Source organism: Alteromonas sp. OM2203 (assembly GCF_048517045.1).
In the GTDB taxonomy this organism is placed as follows: domain Bacteria; phylum Pseudomonadota; class Gammaproteobacteria; order Enterobacterales; family Alteromonadaceae; genus Alteromonas; species Alteromonas gracilis.
Genome location: NZ_CP183209.1, coordinates 3,267,320 through 3,283,731 on the forward strand (window position 1 = coordinate 3,267,320; position 16,412 = coordinate 3,283,731).

Below are 16,412 nucleotides of genomic sequence, written 5' to 3' on the forward strand. Positions count from 1 at the left end.
GGGCAAAGCTAGTATCGCTAAGATAGGTGCAAAAATAACCTAAATCGCACTCTAGGCTCACCCTCTTTCACTCTTTGAAAAGTGTTGTACCTTTAGGCCATATTATCAATATGTTTTAGAATACTACCAAAGGCGCGGCTTCCCACCTTTTGAATTTGTTTGTCGAAATATAAGGTGCCAAGAATAAAAATAGAAATGTGCCCTTTCGAGCGCCACGTTACGTGAGTTTTACCCCCTCGGTCTTCCAAGAGAATTTCTCCCAACTCATGATCGTAGGGAAGCGGGCTGGATTTCACAACCTTGTAACCCAGTTTGAAGGGCGGTTCAAAACAGACTATCTCTTCATGGAGATTTGAGTCGCCAGAAATAATCTCACGAACAGCCCCTACCCCATTTTTATTCTCGTTTCCTTCCCTTAATACGTTCGACGCATCAATGGCCTTAAACTGTGAATAGTTCTCGTGGTCGCTTAATATTTCAAACACGGTTTCAATGGGTTTATCTATGGTTCTTTCCACACTAATTGAAAACACTTTAAGCCTACCCTCAACGTTAATTAATAAGTTTCATCGATAGTACATCAGGTTTAAAGAATAATTTACTTAAGAAATGATTAGCCGTGTAGATAGTCTTTTTACAGCATAGTAAATAGGAAAGAACTAATTTATAGTGAGAAAGAATATTGACTGAACAAACAGTAAAGGAAAGATGGCGCCACTACACGGAAAAGAAAACTCCAAACAGGGCTCGCTAGTTATTGTCGGCACAGGTATCAGTGTTGCCGGCCAAATGACGCTAGCAGCTAAAAGCTTCATAGAAAATGCTGACGTTGTATTTATGGGTATCATGAATAAGGTTGGCGAGCATGTCGTATCTAGTTTGAATCCGAATAGTGTTTCTTTAGATGACCTTTATGAAGAAGGTAAATCCCGCGCCGTCACCTACTCTCAAATGGCTGAGCGTATCGTAGAAGCAGTAATAAGCGGTCAAAATGTTTGCGCTGCTTTTTACGGGCACCCCGGTGTTTTTGTTACCCCGTCTCACGAAGCCATCCGCAGGGTAAAAGCACTCGGCCTTGAAGCTCACATGCTACCTGGGGTATCTGCAGAGGACTGCTTAATAGCAGATTTAGGCATAGACCCATCGCGATTTGGCTGCCAGTCTTATGAAGCTTCGCAGTTTTTATTTCGCGATTACCGCATAGACCCTTACATGACACAGATTATCTGGCAAATAGGCTTGGCTGGCGAGGCCACGTTAAGCGTGCTAAATGCCAACCATAGTCAGTCAGGGCTCACTATGTTAGCCGACATTTTGTCGGAGCATTATCCTGATGATCATGAACTTATTATTTACGAAGCGGCGACACTGCCTATTTGTGAGCCGAAAATACAAAAAGTATTGCTTTGCGAACTTAAACACGCGAAACCCACACTTATTTCAACTCTTGTTGTTCCCTCTCTTGGCATGCCAGCATATCGTCAAGATCGCCTTGCAAAGCTCGGCTTAACAGAACAACAAGTTATTAACTATAGAAACCCAAGTATAAATTAAAAAGGACAATTAAATGGCTAAATCTATTGAAGATTTCTTGGTCGAACTCGACACGAACAGCAAGCTTTTGGAAGCCTATAAAAAAGACCCAGTGGCAACCGCTAAGAAATATGGTTTACCTGACGATGAAGTGCAAATCATTGCAGATAAAAAGTGGGATGAACTCTCTAAGCGATTCGACGACACCAGTAAAACAATCCGCGTCATCAATTATTAGTCAGTAAGCACTAGTAATGAAGCATTTAATCAGCGTTTTGGTATGTATTATTGCGATAGCAATGGTACAGCCCAGCTATGCCGTGGATAACGCATTAACTAGTGCCACAAATTCCCAAGAACTGTTAAAAGGGCTTAAAGCGCGCGTACAAGAAAATGACCCGTCTGTTGAAGAAACGTTTTCTCAATTAAACCAGTTTTTCACGGACAATCCCGGTGAAACAGGCAAAGCACGCTTTCAAAATATCAAGGCTTACTACTTCATTCTGAAACAAGATTACGTCTTGGCATATGAAGCACTCTTATTAGCCAGAAAGCGTGCTAACGCAATCGATAACGCTACTGCCCTTGCTGAATCGTACCGATTAGAAGGTTTAATTTTAGATTTGTCTGGAGAGCATGCTAACGCTTTAGAAGCTATGCACCGTGCGCTCGATATCTTCAACAAAGAAGAAAGCGATCGAGTTTTACTTGTCTATAGCGCGATGGGCAACGTTTACATGTCGCTCAAAAATTACGAATTGATGTTAACGTTTGGGCATCAATACCTCGCGTCAGCCCAACGATTTAAAAGCAAGCAAGATGAAGGTGTTGCCTATTTTTACCAAGGTTATGCGCAAAGAGCACTGGGCAAATATCAAGATGCCAAAGTGAGTTTATTGCTAGCAGAAGGCCTTCTCAAGGAAGTCGGTTACCCCTTTATTGGTATTGTTTATGGGGCGATGTCCGAACTACATATAGCAGAAGGCAATCTTAACGAAGCACTTAAAAGGCTGAATCAAGCGTCAGAAGCAGACCGACAAGTAGGGTTTCGCTACAGCGAAGGTTCACACCTTATCCACTTAGCAATGATTTATACACAGCGCGGCGACTTAGATCTTGCTATTAACGAGCTAGAAGCAGGGCTGAACAAGGACATCATTAAAAATGACAAGGTGCTACTGCTTGATGTATTAGAGCAATTAATCACGCTTCATGAAGAAAAAGGGAACTTAGCAGCAGCGTTGCAATATGCAAAGCAATATAAAGAAGCTTACAAAGAAAGCTTTAATGAACAGCAATCAAGGTTGTTAGCACTTAACCGAGTTCGACTTGCTATCTCTGAAAAAGAAGAGACGATAAAGCTGCTAGAAAAAGATAACCTGCTAAAAGAGCAGCGTAATCTTATCCAAAAAAAGAAAAATACATACCAACTGTATTTTATCGGCGTAGTTATTCTTTCTCTTATTCTAGTGCTCGGCCTTTGGCTTAGAACGCGCCACCAGCGTAAGAAATTAGATTCCCTCACTCAAGACTTACAGAAGGCAACTCAAGCTAAATCTGATTTTCTCGCGCGCATGAGTCATGAAATTCGTACGCCTTTAAACGCTATCATCGGGCTAACTAAACTCTCTCAACGTGCAGCAGAAGATAAAGAACAACAAACCAACCTTATTCAAATAGAAGGTGCATCGCACACCCTTCTTAGCGTTATTAACGACATACTCGACTTTTCAAAGATAGAAGCGGGCAAATTAGATATTGAGTCTACGCCGTTTAACTTAGATTCGCTGGTTAACCAAACTATCCGTCTGCATCAGGCTCGCGCAGAAGAAAAACATATTGAACTCATTCAGCATATTTCTCGAGACGTTTCTTTAAACCTAATAGGTGATCCGCTTCGCATACAACAAATTTTGAGCAACTTGGTTAGCAATGCAATTAAGTTTACTGAAGATGGGCTGGTGTCAGTAAGCATTCGGGCCACGCAAAACGGTGATAACATTCAACTTGAGTTTGAAATAAAAGATACCGGCATCGGACTAACCACTAAGCAAAAGGCGCAATTGTTTCAACCATTTAATCAGGGTGATGAATCCATTTCCAGACGCTACGGCGGCACTGGTTTAGGCTTGGCTATATGTAAACAACTGGCCTCGTTAATGGGTGGTGAAATTTGGGTTGAAAGCCAAATTGGCAAAGGCGCAAGCTTTCACTTCACCGTACTTGTAAACGCCGACCCTTCAAATCAGATTGTTTCTCCTTCAAATCAGCTTGCCGCGTTGAAGGTACTTGTTGCCGACGACATAAGTGCTTCACGGGATGCAATATCTGAAGCGCTTTCGATTTGCAATATCAAAGCAGACATCGCTGCTGGCGGAAAAGAAGCGGTGGCAAAAATTCGCTCGTCCACTAACGAAAATGCTCCATACGACATTCTTATTCTAGATTGGAATATGCCAGATATTGATGGCTTAGAGGTGGCCGCCATCATGAATCAAGAAGCTTCGGTCAAACCGCCTAAAGTGATCATGCTTTATGCATTTGAGTCGCCCAATATGCGTCAACAAGCCAAACAGCTTGGCATTAGTACCTTTATTAAAAAGCCGTTTAGCACAAGTGAACTTGTCGATAGGCTGCAAGAACTTTGCTTAAACGTTAACACTAAATCCTTACCAGCAGATGCAGCGCCTGTGCCCAATTTACGTGGCACGAAAATACTTTTTGCTGAAGACAACGCGCTTAACCAAAAAGTGGCGCTCGGTTTATTAGCAGACACTCATGCAACAATTGAAGTGGTAAATAATGGCTTAGAAGCATTCAATGTACTTCGCAATGACAGTACGTTCGACGTGGTGTTAATGGATATCCAAATGCCAATAATGGACGGCTTAACGGCAACTCAACGAATTAGACAGGAACTGCAACTTCGCTTACCTATTATTGCGATGACGGCCCACGCCATGCAGCAAGATATCGATAAAAGTTTAGAAGCCGGCATGGACGGCCATATTAATAAACCCGTGGATCCAAATCGCTTTTTTGATGTGCTTGTCGAAATACTCAACAAGCAACAGACATCGGCAACCACCGAGATTATTGACGAGACTTTATCCGAGCCCACCCCACTGGACTACATAGATAAACATCAAGCAATGCAAACGCTCCTTAACGATGAAGCGCTATATCAAAGTTTATTAGAAGATTTTGCAGTCTTAAACGGTGAGCTAGATGTGCTTCGTAGGGCGATAGATGAAAAAGACTACATGACCATTGTAAGGGTAGTACATATTTATGTTACCGCCCTCAAGTACATTGGTGCTTACGCTCTAGCGGACTTAGCAAGCTCTGTAGAGCGCACGATAAATCAAAACGAAAGCCAAACAACCCAGGCATTTGATGAACAGCTAGAAACGCTATTTACGGCCTTAGTCGAGATGAATGCAAGAGTTGAGGAAGTGATAAGCTAGTTATTACGAAACGTAAGGTTACCGTTGGAATACCATACTGCAACGGAAATAAAAGGGACAATGCATTGTTCTTATGAAGCCTGCGTGGATTGCGCAGGCCTATCTATTTGTAAAGCGCAGGATATCAGGCTTTATTTTTCATCTTCGTCATGCGAGGCGTATTCATTTTTCATCAGCCATGCATAAGCGGTGATAAAAGCCGTTTCTTGGAACTGTTTTAAGCCCGTTTCTGAAAATGGCACAGCTAATGGATTCTTACGTAGCGCCTCTTTTATATCCGTAGGACTGAAAACAATAACCTCTAGCCCGTCAATCAGTTCAATCGCAGCTTCGAGTTTAAAGCCAATAGCGCTTCCCGCGAATTTACCTTTGGTTTGGCGCTGACGAATTATCACAGCATCAATTTTGTAATCTTCGACAAGCTTAGCAAAGGTGCTTTGAAAGCTTTTTAAGCCCTTAGCGCTAGTATCGGCGAGGGTTAGACGGCGCGTACGGCAGTCTGGCAAATGAAACAAACCATCAGCGAGTGACGCCAAACTAATAATTGCTTCATTACCTTTTAAATCTATACCACAGACTTTCATATTTATTCCTAATTACGTTTGCCTGCTATTATAACCCGTTTCGCGGCTGTTATTCACTTGCGAGCACTTTTCTTTATTTCCCCTACAACGAAGGGACCAAACTAACTCAGTACAGACTTAATAGTCTCTTTGGATAACGGCTTAACAAAATGCTTATCGAATCCTGCGGATTTAGAATCCTCTACGTATTTTTCAGACCCCCACCCGCTTTGAGAGTAAAACTTAACGTGCTCTACCTCTGGTAGCGCTTTTAGCATTTTGACCAGCTCATAACCGTCTATGTCCGGCATGCCAATATCAAGAAATACAAAGTTTGGTTTAAACGCTTTAAATGCATCAATGGCTTCTTTCGGAGACGTAATTCCTAAAGCGCTAACCCCCATCGATTCAGCTAACAAACAATAGGCGTCGATAAGGTCTGCGTTATCATCTACAAACATCACTTTACTTTTGCTGTGCACAACAGACTCTATTTCTGTACTTTCCGACAGCTCAAAGGCAGTTTTAGAGATCGGCAACCTCACTTCAAAGGTACTTCCTTTATCGATGCCTTCACTCATCACAGACACCTCTCCATGATGTAAAGCCACTAGTTTACTGACTAGCGTTAGCCCTATACCCAGACCGCCCTTGGTATGCGTAGAGTGCGCTTCAATTTGAGTAAACATGTTGAATACATCTTTCAGCCTGTCTTCAGGAATGCCCATGCCGTTATCTTTAACAGAAACGACAATCGTGACTCCCTCTTTTCTGATATCTACATCTATCTTTCCTGACTCTTTCGTGTATTTAGCCGCGTTGTGAATAATGTTGGAGAAAATCTGGCTTAATCGCGCTTTATCGCCATAAACAGTTACATCCTCTTCAAGACAATTTACCGTTATGTCGTGATTCTTTGATTTTACCTGCTGTTCAACAATTTCAAGAGAGTCTGACAGCACGTCTTGAATACTTAACCGTTCAAACTCAAGCTTAACCTTGCCTCGCGTAATACGAGATACATCCATTAAATCATTGATAAGTTTGGACATATATTCCGCTTGACGGTTGATAATAGCGGTCACTCTTTTACGCGTTTTATCATCATCAACGGTTTCTAAAATGCTTGCCCCAGACATAATTGGCCCTAATGGGTTTCGCAGTTCATGGGCTAACGTAGCAAGAAATTCATTTCTGTAGTTGTCTTGCTTTTCAAGCTCTTGAATACTGATGTGCATGCGTTCTTGTACATCAAGCGCATACACAAGAAACATTCTATTTAGGCGGTTAGCGGTATCAATATCAGTCCTATCAAAAGCTGTTGAGCGCCCTTCAATAGCGCGGGTATGAATAGTAAACGCCGAGCGAGGTTTAAGACGCTCAGCTTTTGGCGCATCTTCTGATTTCTCATCGTCAGCACCTATCCATTTTTGAACTCTATGGGTTTCTTTTCTAAACCATGCGGTAAAATACTGCTTTTTTTCAAACAGCGGGATGATCATAATACCCGCTATGCCGTGCTCTCGCGCCTCTGGGTAATCGTCATAGAGCGAATCGTTTGTGTAAGGAAAACCGCTTTCGCTAACCGCTTTAGAAAAGATGTCTTTAATAAGCTCTATGGGTAAGGTAGACCCAAGAGTGATGGTCTCGTACTGCGAAAAGTAAACAAACCCCGAACTATTGAGCGCATTTAAAAACGCCCTTTCGCCGCTTTTAACCACGCGACTAATTGGGTTTGCTGGGCCTATTTTGTCGAGCATAGCGTCTACGGCTTTGTCGGTAACATCCTTTTTGCGTTTCGCAATCTCCTCTTCTTTAGCCAACAAATGCCAGCTAAACAATTGGCTCAAGTTTTCACATTGCAGCCTTACGTTTTGAGGAATATAACAAGCCTCGCGATGATGACAGGATATAAGGCCATAAAGCTCTCCATCCGTTACCAACGATATGGAAAACGATGCTCGTAAACCTTGATTTCTAATATATTGAAGGTGTATAGGCGAAAACGTTCGTAACAACGAACGCGTGAGATCTAAACGCTCTCTCCCCGATTCTTCTGCAGAAGGAACTAACTTGGCAGGGGGCAGTTCTGTATCCGGAACGAGCCTTACCCAATTGGTTTTATAAAGCTCTCGGGCTTGCTTAGGAATATCTGAAGCAGGAAAATACAAATCTTGATAAGACTCCATATCTTCTGCTTTGGCCTCCGCTATGACCTTGCCTGAGTAGTCTTCATTGAATTTATAGAGAACCACTCTATCCATATTCGTGAGATATCTAATGGTCGAAACCATTTCTCGCGCCATCTCGCCCAGCGACGTCATTTCTTTGAAGCGCGGCGCGATAGACATTGAATAGAGCTTTATAAATTGCTCTGCGCTATAAACGTCTCTAAATTCTGTAGCGGGCTCTAGCTCAACCACATAGTGATCACCAGAATCGTAAACTACCGCTAAATAGTCTATTTCTTCGCCTGCTTTTAAGAGCGCCCCCTTAAGATGAAGTTGAATGGGTAGCCTTATCTTGCTTGCCGATACTCTGTCGAAGGTCTCTTCAAGAAACGTGCGCTCATCAGAATCGGAGGATAAAATGTCTAAAAAGTTTTCCCCTATGATCTCGTCAGCAAAAACCGAATTACAATTCTCGCTTACAATTTCAATTTTCAAGTCCTTGTAGCTGAATGCGATAAGAAAACCGTAACTTTGTACACTTTCGGGAATATGTATAGGCTCATCTTCACAGCGTTCAAAGTTAAAGTTTTGGGGGAATTGACTCATAGGTTTCCTAAGGTTTGTATTAGCTAAGCCATTCTTGGCTACGAATGGCAACGTATCATATTGATATTCAGATTTATAATGCTCTCTCTATGAACTCGCTGAATTTAATGTTTGTAAAATTGCAAATCGGAAACGCCACAAAATACTGTGTTGAACTGAAACTACAACCTTCAACGCTGCATGTTTTATGGCGTTCATCACTATTCAGGGAGCTGAAGCTTAATTAAACGCGCGCCTTCCTTATCTTCAAGCACATAGATATTCCCCATGCTGTCTTGCTCGACTTCGCGTACGCGCTTGCCCCATTCGTAACGCTCTGCTTCTTCTACTTTCCACTTACCTTCATCATCTTTGCCAAAAGCAACGCGAACTAGTGCTTTTGAAGACAGTCCACCGATAAAGCCATTCCCGTTCCAGTCGCTAAACTTGTCGCCTTTATAGATGATAAAACCAGCTGGGCTGATAGCGGGCACCCAAGCCAACTCGGGCGATTTAAAAATAGGAATATCTTCGTGATTAGGAATTTTTACGCCCGAGTAATGATCACCCTGAGACACCGTTGGGTAACCATAATTGCGACCTCGTTCTATTAAGTTGAGCTCGTCACCATGGCGAGGCCCCATTTCGTGAGCCCATAAATTACCTTGCTCATCGAAGTCTATGCCCAGCGGGTTTCGGTGACCAAGTGTCCAAATCTGTTCGGTTACGCTACCTTGACCATAAAACGGGTTATCTTTTGGCACGCTACCGTCGTCGTTTAAGCGCAGCACCTTACCTAAGTTCATCGCCATGTTTTGGGCTGGGGTGAATTTTTGACGCTCGCCAGAGGTAATAAACAAATGTCCGTCAGGTGAAAACGCCATGCGATGAGAGTAATGACCGTTACCGGTCACCTTCGGCGATTGACGCCAAATTAGCTTTCTATCAGACAGCTTCGCACCGCTATCAGAAATAGTAAGCGTGGCACGCTCTATCACCGCGCCACTGAAGGCATCGTCTTTCTCATCTCGCTCAATATAAGAAATATAAATAGTGTTGTTTGACGCAAAGTCAGGGTGAATTATGACGTCACCTAGCCCGCCCTGCCCGCGTGCAGTAACGTTTGGTATATTACTAACTTCAAAACGCTTTTGCTGGTTTTCATCAAGTAGCCATAATGTGCCGGCTTTTTCCGTTACCAAGCTATGCCCATCAGGCAAAAAGGCCATGGCCCACGGGTTGTCGAAGGTCGACTGCACACTCCCCATTACCGAAGTGCCTACACTGCCTTTCATCTCTACTTGTTCAGACGAGACTGACTGGGCAGACGTAAAAAATGAGGTAGCAAATAACGTAACCAATAATACGGCCTTTCGGTTCATGCTAGTTTTGTGCTTATTCGTTGTTTTCATCGACGTTCTAACCTTTTCGAGAGTTTGCGTACTGCTGGATACACGGTGAAGCGTTTATTATACCAATCCGCATAGATAATTGCCCACTCAGAAGGCGCTGGCAAGTTTCCTAGCAAAGCGTGGGAATGCAGGAATGGCTGTTCCCTTTCAAATTCCCAGAATGAAGCTAGGAAGCTTGCCAGACCTTCCCTAAGGGCGAGTTTAAAATGTCCGTACTCTTTGTTGTGTCACCTTGATGTAGAACCACTATACCTGCGGTAACACGCCGCGATTACGAACATTTTAACTCTCGCTGAGTGGGTAATGATCTATGCGGACTGGTATTACACATCAACGGGTGGCGCAAAAAGTTTCAGTTACCAATGGTTACGTAGAATTAATTAAACAGGTTTATATTATCGACTTGGTTTAATTATTCGTATTTTTGAGTTAAGCGCGATCTTCCTAAACTTTCTTTAATGCTGCGATGCTTTACTTAAATACCGCCTGTGTTACTTTCAATCTAATTTTAGCAACGAAGATAAGGAGGTGATCATATGTCGAGAGTTAAGGTATTTGAACAGGCAGCTATGAGTGAGGGTCGTTCTAGCTAACCCCTTTAACGCAATTGCTCTAGAAGGCTGTCTATTCAGCCCAGCTCGGAAAGCCGCATCACGTTGCTGAATGCGGCTTTTTTACTCCCTTTACAGAATTTTATTACACAAGGCTAAATTTCTTGTTTGTCGCGCGTCAACACGTCAAAACCTTTCTAAAATTCATAAAAGCACATCAAAAAGATGGTAAATTGGTTAAATCGAAGAAGCCGCGCTTAAAAACTACGTAAATTAAACGCTGTTACCTTTCCTAATAGAGTCACAAAATAAAAGTACGTTTAACGCGAGACAAAATGACGAGCGTTGGGTTTTACCAAGGAGTAAAAAGTTGTTCAGGGTTGGACTATTCATTTTAATAACATTAGTGAAATTTGCTCATGCAAATTCGAGTGACAGCATTGAGCAAAATAATGTTCTGGCGTTTCACGCAGACAATGCATTTCTTACTGAAAGGGTAAATCTACAAGGCAATCCCTATTCTACTTCTGTCGATACGGTACAAATGCTAGTTGATGAAATAGGGCATACAGATCCCGTGCTTCATGTTCCACTTGTGCGTTCTTTTGCGTATATGCAGCATGGCGAAAACATTTGCGTACTCAATAAAATAAAAGCACCTGAACGCGAAAAAAATCATCTTTACTCACTACCGCTTAGCTTTTTCCAGACACAACGTTTTTACCAACTGGCATCACTGCCACCAATAGAAAAAGAATTTTTAGATGAAAAAGGCCGAATACTGAGCATATCTCGTGTATTAGAAGCCTTTCCAGACTCTTTTATTGTGTTACCAGAAGAATACTCATTCGGCGAAAGGATAGACGACGACCTAAAGCAAGTTAATCGAGAGCAAATCCTTCGTATAGCAAATAATATTTATTACTCTCGCTTTATGGAAATGTTTTCAAAAGGAAAGTCTGATTTTGCACTCATTTTTCCTGCAACTTTATTCAGAAGTTTTGGAGAGAACATGCCTATTAAAGTGCGCAGTTACTCTATTGCAGATAACCCTGACTATGTATCAGGCCACGTTATCTGCCCCAATACGTCTCAGGGCGCAAAGCACATAGAGCGTATAAACGCTGCAATAAAACGCATCTATTTAACACCTGAGTTTATTAGTGCTCATACGCGCTATTTGCCTGCTCAGGACAAACAAAACTTGCGAACTATCATCGAGCAATCTATTGAAAAGTTAATGCTTGCCAACTAATGACTTGGTGATTTTTTGACAAGTTTGAGTGACTATGACAGCTTAGGTAAATTCAAGTATAAAAAGAAACTCACGGCTGATAGCGGAAAAGGGAATTTCAAATGTATCAAAAGCTTGCCCGCGTTTTTACTGGCGCTATATTTACCGTAAGCCTTAGCTTTCACGTAAACGCCAAAGTGCGTGGCGAGGCCGTAGTTACAACAATAAAGTCAGAAGTTTTGAATGAGTCGCGAGAACTGCTTATTCACTTACCTAATAACTATTCCCGCTACAAAGACACCACCTACCCAGTTTTATATTTGCTAGATGGACAGCGTAATTTTGCCCATACCGTAGGCACGCTTGATCTGCTAAATCAGTCTGGAATGGCGCAGGAAATGATTGTTATCGGTATTACCAACACCGAGCGCACGCGAGACTTCACACCTACCTATGATGAAAGCTACAACCAGTGGGGAATATCTGGTGGTGCCGACAACTTTTTAGACTTTCTAGAAAAAGAACTAAAGCCTTACGTAGGGGCAAACTATCGCACCAATAACTACGCGATTGTTTCTGGGCATTCATTAAGCGCCCTTTTTACCTTATACGCACTGCAAGAGCGGCCTGAACTGTTTCAAGCTTACTTCGCATTTAGCCCAAGTTTGTGGTGGCACGACGAAGTGATATTTCCAGAGGCAAAAGCGTTCTTTGCGTCAGATAGCGACCTTAACAAATACCTTTATATCAATATGGGTAACGAAGGTGGGAACATGCTAAGCGCATACGAACGTTACGGTGAACTGCTAAATAGCAGCGAACGAAAAGGGTTTAACTTTGATACCGAGCTAGATACATCTGAAAGCCACAATACTACTGCACTTGCAGGTATGAGCTTGGCGCTTCAAAAGCAGCTAAATTCGTTACGCCCAACAGGTGCGATAATACAAGAAGGTATTCCTGCGGTAGAGCAATACTATAAAGACCTTTCTGCAAAATACGCTTTTGAAGCAAAGCCAGAATATAAAGCAGTAAACCACGCGGGTTATGCGGCGTTAAACAAACAAGACTTTGACTCTGCCATTGCAATTTTTAAGAAAAATATAGCTCGCTTCCCTAACAAATCTGATGCCTACGACAGCCTGGCAGACGGTTATGAAGCTAACGGCGATTTAGCCATGGCACTTGAAATGCGAGAGAAAGCGCTAGCAATGAGCTATGAAGAAAATGTTGAAAATGGTGCTTTTAAAACACGGCTGGCAAACTTGCGAAAGAAGATTGCGGAAGGTACAGGCGACTAGATGATGATTGCCTTAACTATAAAATTGTTAGCATTGACCGAATAATAGTAGGAACGTACTCTGGTACGTTCACTCGTAATGGAATACACATAATGAAAACAAACAAGATCTTCGCCTCTTTAACACTTTCGTTTTGTTTAGCTTCGTCATTGGGTTGTACAGAGCCTGAAACCCTGTCCGCCTCTCCCTCTGCTGCCGCAGAATCAAAAGAAGCCAACCTTTTAAAAACTGGGCTTACTGAACGCATTCGAATTGAAGGGCAAGAGGTCGATTACCAATCTTTAGAGCAAAGACAGGCGCATTATGATGTGCCTGGGGTATCTGTCGCGTTTATGAGAAATGGACAAATAGCTTGGACCATGCAAAGCGGCGTTAAAGATTTAGCCACTGAATTGGCTATTGATGAAAACACGGTGTTCCAAGCAGGCAGTATTTCAAAACCCGCATTTGCGGCAGTATTGATGAAATATCGCCAAGATAACCCGATAGATTTAGATGCAGATGTTAATACCTTACTCACCAGCTGGCAGTTGCCTGAACATGAATGGACTGGGCAAGACGTTGTTTCATTACGCAGATTGTTAAGCCACACGGCGGGTACCACAGTACATGGCTTTCCTGGTTACGCGGCGGGCGAACCGGTGCCTACTTTACTGCAGGTGCTAGAAGGTGCATTTCCCGCCAATACCGATGCCGTTGTTGTTGATATTCAACCTGGCACGCAAATGCGTTATTCAGGTGGCGGCACTACGCTTGCTCAACTTACCTTGCAAGACGTAGCTAACGAGCCCCTGCCAACCATGTCGCAACGGCTTTTGTTTAAACCTTTAGGTATGACGCGTTCTGGCTTCGAACAACCCATATCGACCAACCTATCAAACAATATGGCTACGCCTTATGACGGCGACGGTGCGCCAATTAAAGGTGGCGCCCATACCTATGCTACGCTTGCAGCAGCCGGTATGTGGAGCACACCATCAGACATGTTGAAATTGGCAAGCGGCGTACGCAGTGCGTATTTAGGGCAGAAAACCGACTGGATATCGCAAGCTACCGCGCAAGAAATGTTAACCAACAATACGCCGAGTATTGAGCCACCCAATGTAGGAATAGGCTTCTTCATCAATATAGATGACAACGGGGAGATTCTAGGCTTTGGCCACGGCGGCGCAGATGCTGGTTTTATGTCGCAGTTATACATTGAACTAGATACGGGCAACGGCTACGCCATTATGACTAACGGCAACAACGGTAGGCAGTTAATAACTGAACTAGAAATACGGCTAAAAGAAGCGTTAAACGTAGGCTACTCTGAAGCTGAAGTTAGGAAGTTAGTACCCATAAGCCAAAAGGAATTAAGTAAATACATTGGAACCTACGTGGTAATTAACCCTGTGAGTGTTGATGTGGTGCTAGAAAAAACAGCCAATGGTTTTGTACTTAACGCCTTACCGTACGTTGAAAATGAAGAATATTTTCATGAGGGTGGCGGACGTTTTTTTGCTAAGAACGGGAGTAGTATTCGTTTTGAGATGGAAGATGAAAGTGGGTTGGTTAAGACGCTTGTGATGGATGGGGGGATTCGAGGTGCTAAGGAACAGTAAGCGGTAAGACTAAGTGTTCTCGGAATGTAAGGCTTTTTTACTGCGCTGATATAAATAAAGTAATTCAATTTGGTCGGATTACTGCGGATATTCACGAGCAATTTTGGAACTCTTCTTTTAATTATCAAGCCCTTTCAATGAAGCAGAGTTTAAGCCCGACCGTGAGTGTAAAATTACTTAAACCGGCCCCTTATCTAACATCATCGAATTCGATGACATAAGAAAAGCGCTAAAGCCTTAAAACAACAAGTCATTAAAACCTATAAATCAAAAGACATTAAAACCTATAGATGATATAACACTAAAACCTATAAATAAGGATTGATAGCTGGCCAGTATCACGAGTAATAGTTGGAGCGAACATGAATGACATATCACAAAAATTAGCAGATTCGCTCGAGCAGTTACAACAACTTCAAGAGTCAGGGACTGTTGCCATCCAGTCTAAGCAACTTAGCAGAGTGCATCGAGAGCGGCTATTAAAGCACGGGTTTATTCGCGAAGTCATCCGGGGTTGGTACATACCGGCGATGCCAGATGAAAAGCCGGGTGACAGTACATCTTGGTATACTTCTTTCTGGGGCTTTTGCGGCGCTTATTTGTCACAGCGATTCGATAATGCCTGGTGTCTATCACCTGAACAATCAATTAGCCTGCATATCGGCGATAGAACCGTGCCTCAGCAATTACTCGTGCGTTCGCCTAAAGGCAATAATAAACCCACCGCCTTTTTGCACAACACCTCGGTTTTTGATGTTCGATTGAACATGCCAGCCACAGAATACATTGAAAACTTGGAAGGGCTAAATGTCTATAGCTTAGCGGCTGCACTTGTTTACTCTTCGGCGAACCAGTTTCAAAATGCGCCCATCCAAATACGTACTGCCTTATCGATGGTGACAGATGCATCCGACGTATTGTCCGTTTTACTTGCAGGTAATCACAGCGTGATTGCTGGCCGTTTAGTGGGCGCCTTTAGAAATATCGGCCGGGATCTGATTGCTGACAATATCTTAAAGGGCATGCAAGCGGCCGATTTGAAAGTACAGGAAGAAGAGCCATTTACAGAAAAAGTGCAGGTAAACTTTGGTCGTCGTGATGTGTCACCCTATGTTAATCGAATGAGGTTAATGTGGGCACAAATGCGTGAAAGTGTTATCGCTCACTTCCCTGAACAAATACAACAAAGCGTCGATATCAAAACCTATATGGCCGAAGTGGAAGACAAATACGTTACAGACGCATACCACTCACTGTCTATTGAAGGCTATCGTGTGACTCACGAATTGATTGAACTGGTTCGCTCTGGTAATTGGCAAGCTGAAGGTTCTGACGAAAGTAAAAGGCATTTAGATGCCATGGCCGCTAAAGGCTACTGGAATGCATTTCAGGAAGTTAAAAAAGCCGTGTTAGCGGTATTAGAGGGTAAGAACGCTGGCGATGTATTGGAACAGAGACACAGCGATTGGTACCTCGCGTTATTTGGCCCAAGTGTGGCTGCTGGTATTATTAAGCAGTCGGACTTGGCTGGTTACCGGACAGGACCAGTCTATATTCGTCAATCTATGCACACTCCACCAAGTAGAGAAGCGGTTCGCGATATGATGCCAACACTCTTCGACCTGCTCGCAGAAGAGAAAAATGCGGCCGTCAGAGTGGTACTGGGGCACTTCATTTTCGTCTACATTCATCCTTACTTTGACGGCAATGGCAGAATGGGAAGATTTGTTATGAATTTAATGATGGCGTCTGGTGGCTATCCATGGACAATTGTACCCGTCGAACGACGAGATGAATATATGCAAGTGTTGGAAGCAGCCAGCGTCAACCAAGATATCGTGCCTTTTACAAAGTTCTTGGCATCGTTGATTTAATCATTGTCAGCTTAGGGGAGTTGGACATCAGCAAGCTCCGCAACTTCAGATTATTTTAAGTGGAATAGTCTCGATTTAGTCGGGCTTGCTTGAATCTGTCGCCGATCTCTTCTGCTA

At 43.0% G+C, this 16,412-nt stretch carries 11 protein-coding genes; 7 read left to right on the forward strand and 4 right to left on the reverse strand.

Annotated features, from left to right (window positions below; all coding sequences use genetic code 11):
* Positions 1-92: 92 nt before the first annotated feature.
* Complete coding sequence (locus ACM0P2_RS14515) at positions 93-533, reverse strand: SRPBCC family protein (protein WP_159117944.1); 441 nt, start codon at positions 531-533, stop codon at positions 93-95.
* A 175-nt stretch (positions 534-708) separates the two neighbouring features.
* Between ACM0P2_RS14515 and ACM0P2_RS14520 the strand changes: the two genes are divergently transcribed.
* The 3 genes from ACM0P2_RS14520 to ACM0P2_RS14530 are packed head-to-tail and all read left to right on the forward strand — an operon-like array spanning position 709 to position 5,000.
* Positions 709-1,554 carry an SAM-dependent methyltransferase gene (locus ACM0P2_RS14520; protein WP_159117943.1) on the forward strand — a complete coding sequence of 282 codons (846 nt, stop codon included), beginning with the start codon at positions 709-711 and terminating at the stop codon, positions 1,552-1,554.
* Between the two features lie 13 nt (positions 1,555-1,567).
* A complete protein-coding gene (locus ACM0P2_RS14525; RefSeq protein ID WP_105931497.1) occupies positions 1,568-1,771 on the forward strand; it encodes a hypothetical protein in 204 nt (67 codons plus the stop codon).
* 16 nt (positions 1,772-1,787) lie between these two features.
* A complete protein-coding gene (locus ACM0P2_RS14530; RefSeq protein ID WP_419226737.1) occupies positions 1,788-5,000 on the forward strand; it encodes a response regulator in 3,213 nt (1,070 codons plus the stop codon).
* Positions 5,001-5,131: 131 nt separating this feature from the next.
* Here the strand turns inward: ACM0P2_RS14530 and ACM0P2_RS14535 are convergent, their stop codons facing one another.
* From ACM0P2_RS14535 to ACM0P2_RS14545, 3 genes are all read right to left on the reverse strand, one after another.
* Complete coding sequence (locus ACM0P2_RS14535) at positions 5,132-5,584, reverse strand: DUF3010 family protein (protein ID WP_105931496.1); 453 nt, start codon at positions 5,582-5,584, stop codon at positions 5,132-5,134.
* A 101-nt stretch (positions 5,585-5,685) separates the two neighbouring features.
* Positions 5,686-8,340: an ATP-binding protein gene (locus ACM0P2_RS14540; protein ID WP_419226738.1), complete on the reverse strand. Its 2,655-nt coding sequence runs from the start codon at positions 8,338-8,340 to the stop codon at positions 5,686-5,688.
* 200 nt (positions 8,341-8,540) lie between these two features.
* Complete coding sequence (locus ACM0P2_RS14545) at positions 8,541-9,731, reverse strand: PQQ-dependent sugar dehydrogenase (RefSeq protein ID WP_419226739.1); 1,191 nt, start codon at positions 9,729-9,731, stop codon at positions 8,541-8,543.
* Between the two features lie 957 nt (positions 9,732-10,688).
* Between ACM0P2_RS14545 and ACM0P2_RS14550 the strand changes: the two genes are divergently transcribed.
* The 4 genes from ACM0P2_RS14550 to ACM0P2_RS14565 all read left to right on the forward strand — a co-directional run bounded on the left by ACM0P2_RS14550 (position 10,689) and on the right by ACM0P2_RS14565 (position 16,295).
* Positions 10,689-11,537, forward strand: coding sequence for a hypothetical protein (locus tag ACM0P2_RS14550; protein WP_236547068.1), 849 nt, complete (start codon positions 10,689-10,691; stop codon positions 11,535-11,537).
* 101 nt (positions 11,538-11,638) lie between these two features.
* Positions 11,639-12,817 carry an alpha/beta hydrolase-fold protein gene (locus tag ACM0P2_RS14555; RefSeq protein WP_419226740.1) on the forward strand — a complete coding sequence of 393 codons (1,179 nt, stop codon included), beginning with the start codon at positions 11,639-11,641 and terminating at the stop codon, positions 12,815-12,817.
* A gap of 92 nt (positions 12,818-12,909) precedes the next feature.
* The gene (locus ACM0P2_RS14560) at positions 12,910-14,421 is read left to right on the forward strand and encodes a serine hydrolase domain-containing protein (protein ID WP_159117932.1); all 1,512 of its coding nucleotides are present in this window, start codon (positions 12,910-12,912) and stop codon (positions 14,419-14,421) included.
* A 362-nt stretch (positions 14,422-14,783) separates the two neighbouring features.
* Positions 14,784-16,295 carry a Fic family protein gene (locus ACM0P2_RS14565; RefSeq protein ID WP_159117931.1) on the forward strand — a complete coding sequence of 504 codons (1,512 nt, stop codon included), beginning with the start codon at positions 14,784-14,786 and terminating at the stop codon, positions 16,293-16,295.
* Positions 16,296-16,412 lie beyond the last annotated feature (117 nt).

What these genes read in the sequence shown, in the direction of transcription:
- ACM0P2_RS14520 (WP_159117943.1), top strand. Translation starts at nt 709, where the DNA reads ATGGCGCCACTACACGGAAAAGAAAACTCCAAACAGGGCTCGCTAGTT.
- ACM0P2_RS14525 (WP_105931497.1), top strand. Translation starts at nt 1,568, where the DNA reads ATGGCTAAATCTATTGAAGATTTCTTGGTCGAACTCGACACGAACAGC.
- ACM0P2_RS14530 (WP_419226737.1), top strand. Translation starts at nt 1,788, where the DNA reads ATGAAGCATTTAATCAGCGTTTTGGTATGTATTATTGCGATAGCAATG.
- ACM0P2_RS14535 (WP_105931496.1), bottom strand. Translation starts at nt 5,584, where the DNA reads ATGAAAGTCTGTGGTATAGATTTAAAAGGTAATGAAGCAATTATTAGT.
- ACM0P2_RS14540 (WP_419226738.1), bottom strand. Translation starts at nt 8,340, where the DNA reads ATGAGTCAATTCCCCCAAAACTTTAACTTTGAACGCTGTGAAGATGAG.
- ACM0P2_RS14545 (WP_419226739.1), bottom strand. Translation starts at nt 9,731, where the DNA reads ATGAAAACAACGAATAAGCACAAAACTAGCATGAACCGAAAGGCCGTA.
- ACM0P2_RS14555 (WP_419226740.1), top strand. Translation starts at nt 11,639, where the DNA reads ATGTATCAAAAGCTTGCCCGCGTTTTTACTGGCGCTATATTTACCGTA.
- ACM0P2_RS14560 (WP_159117932.1), top strand. Translation starts at nt 12,910, where the DNA reads ATGAAAACAAACAAGATCTTCGCCTCTTTAACACTTTCGTTTTGTTTA.
- ACM0P2_RS14565 (WP_159117931.1), top strand. Translation starts at nt 14,784, where the DNA reads ATGAATGACATATCACAAAAATTAGCAGATTCGCTCGAGCAGTTACAA.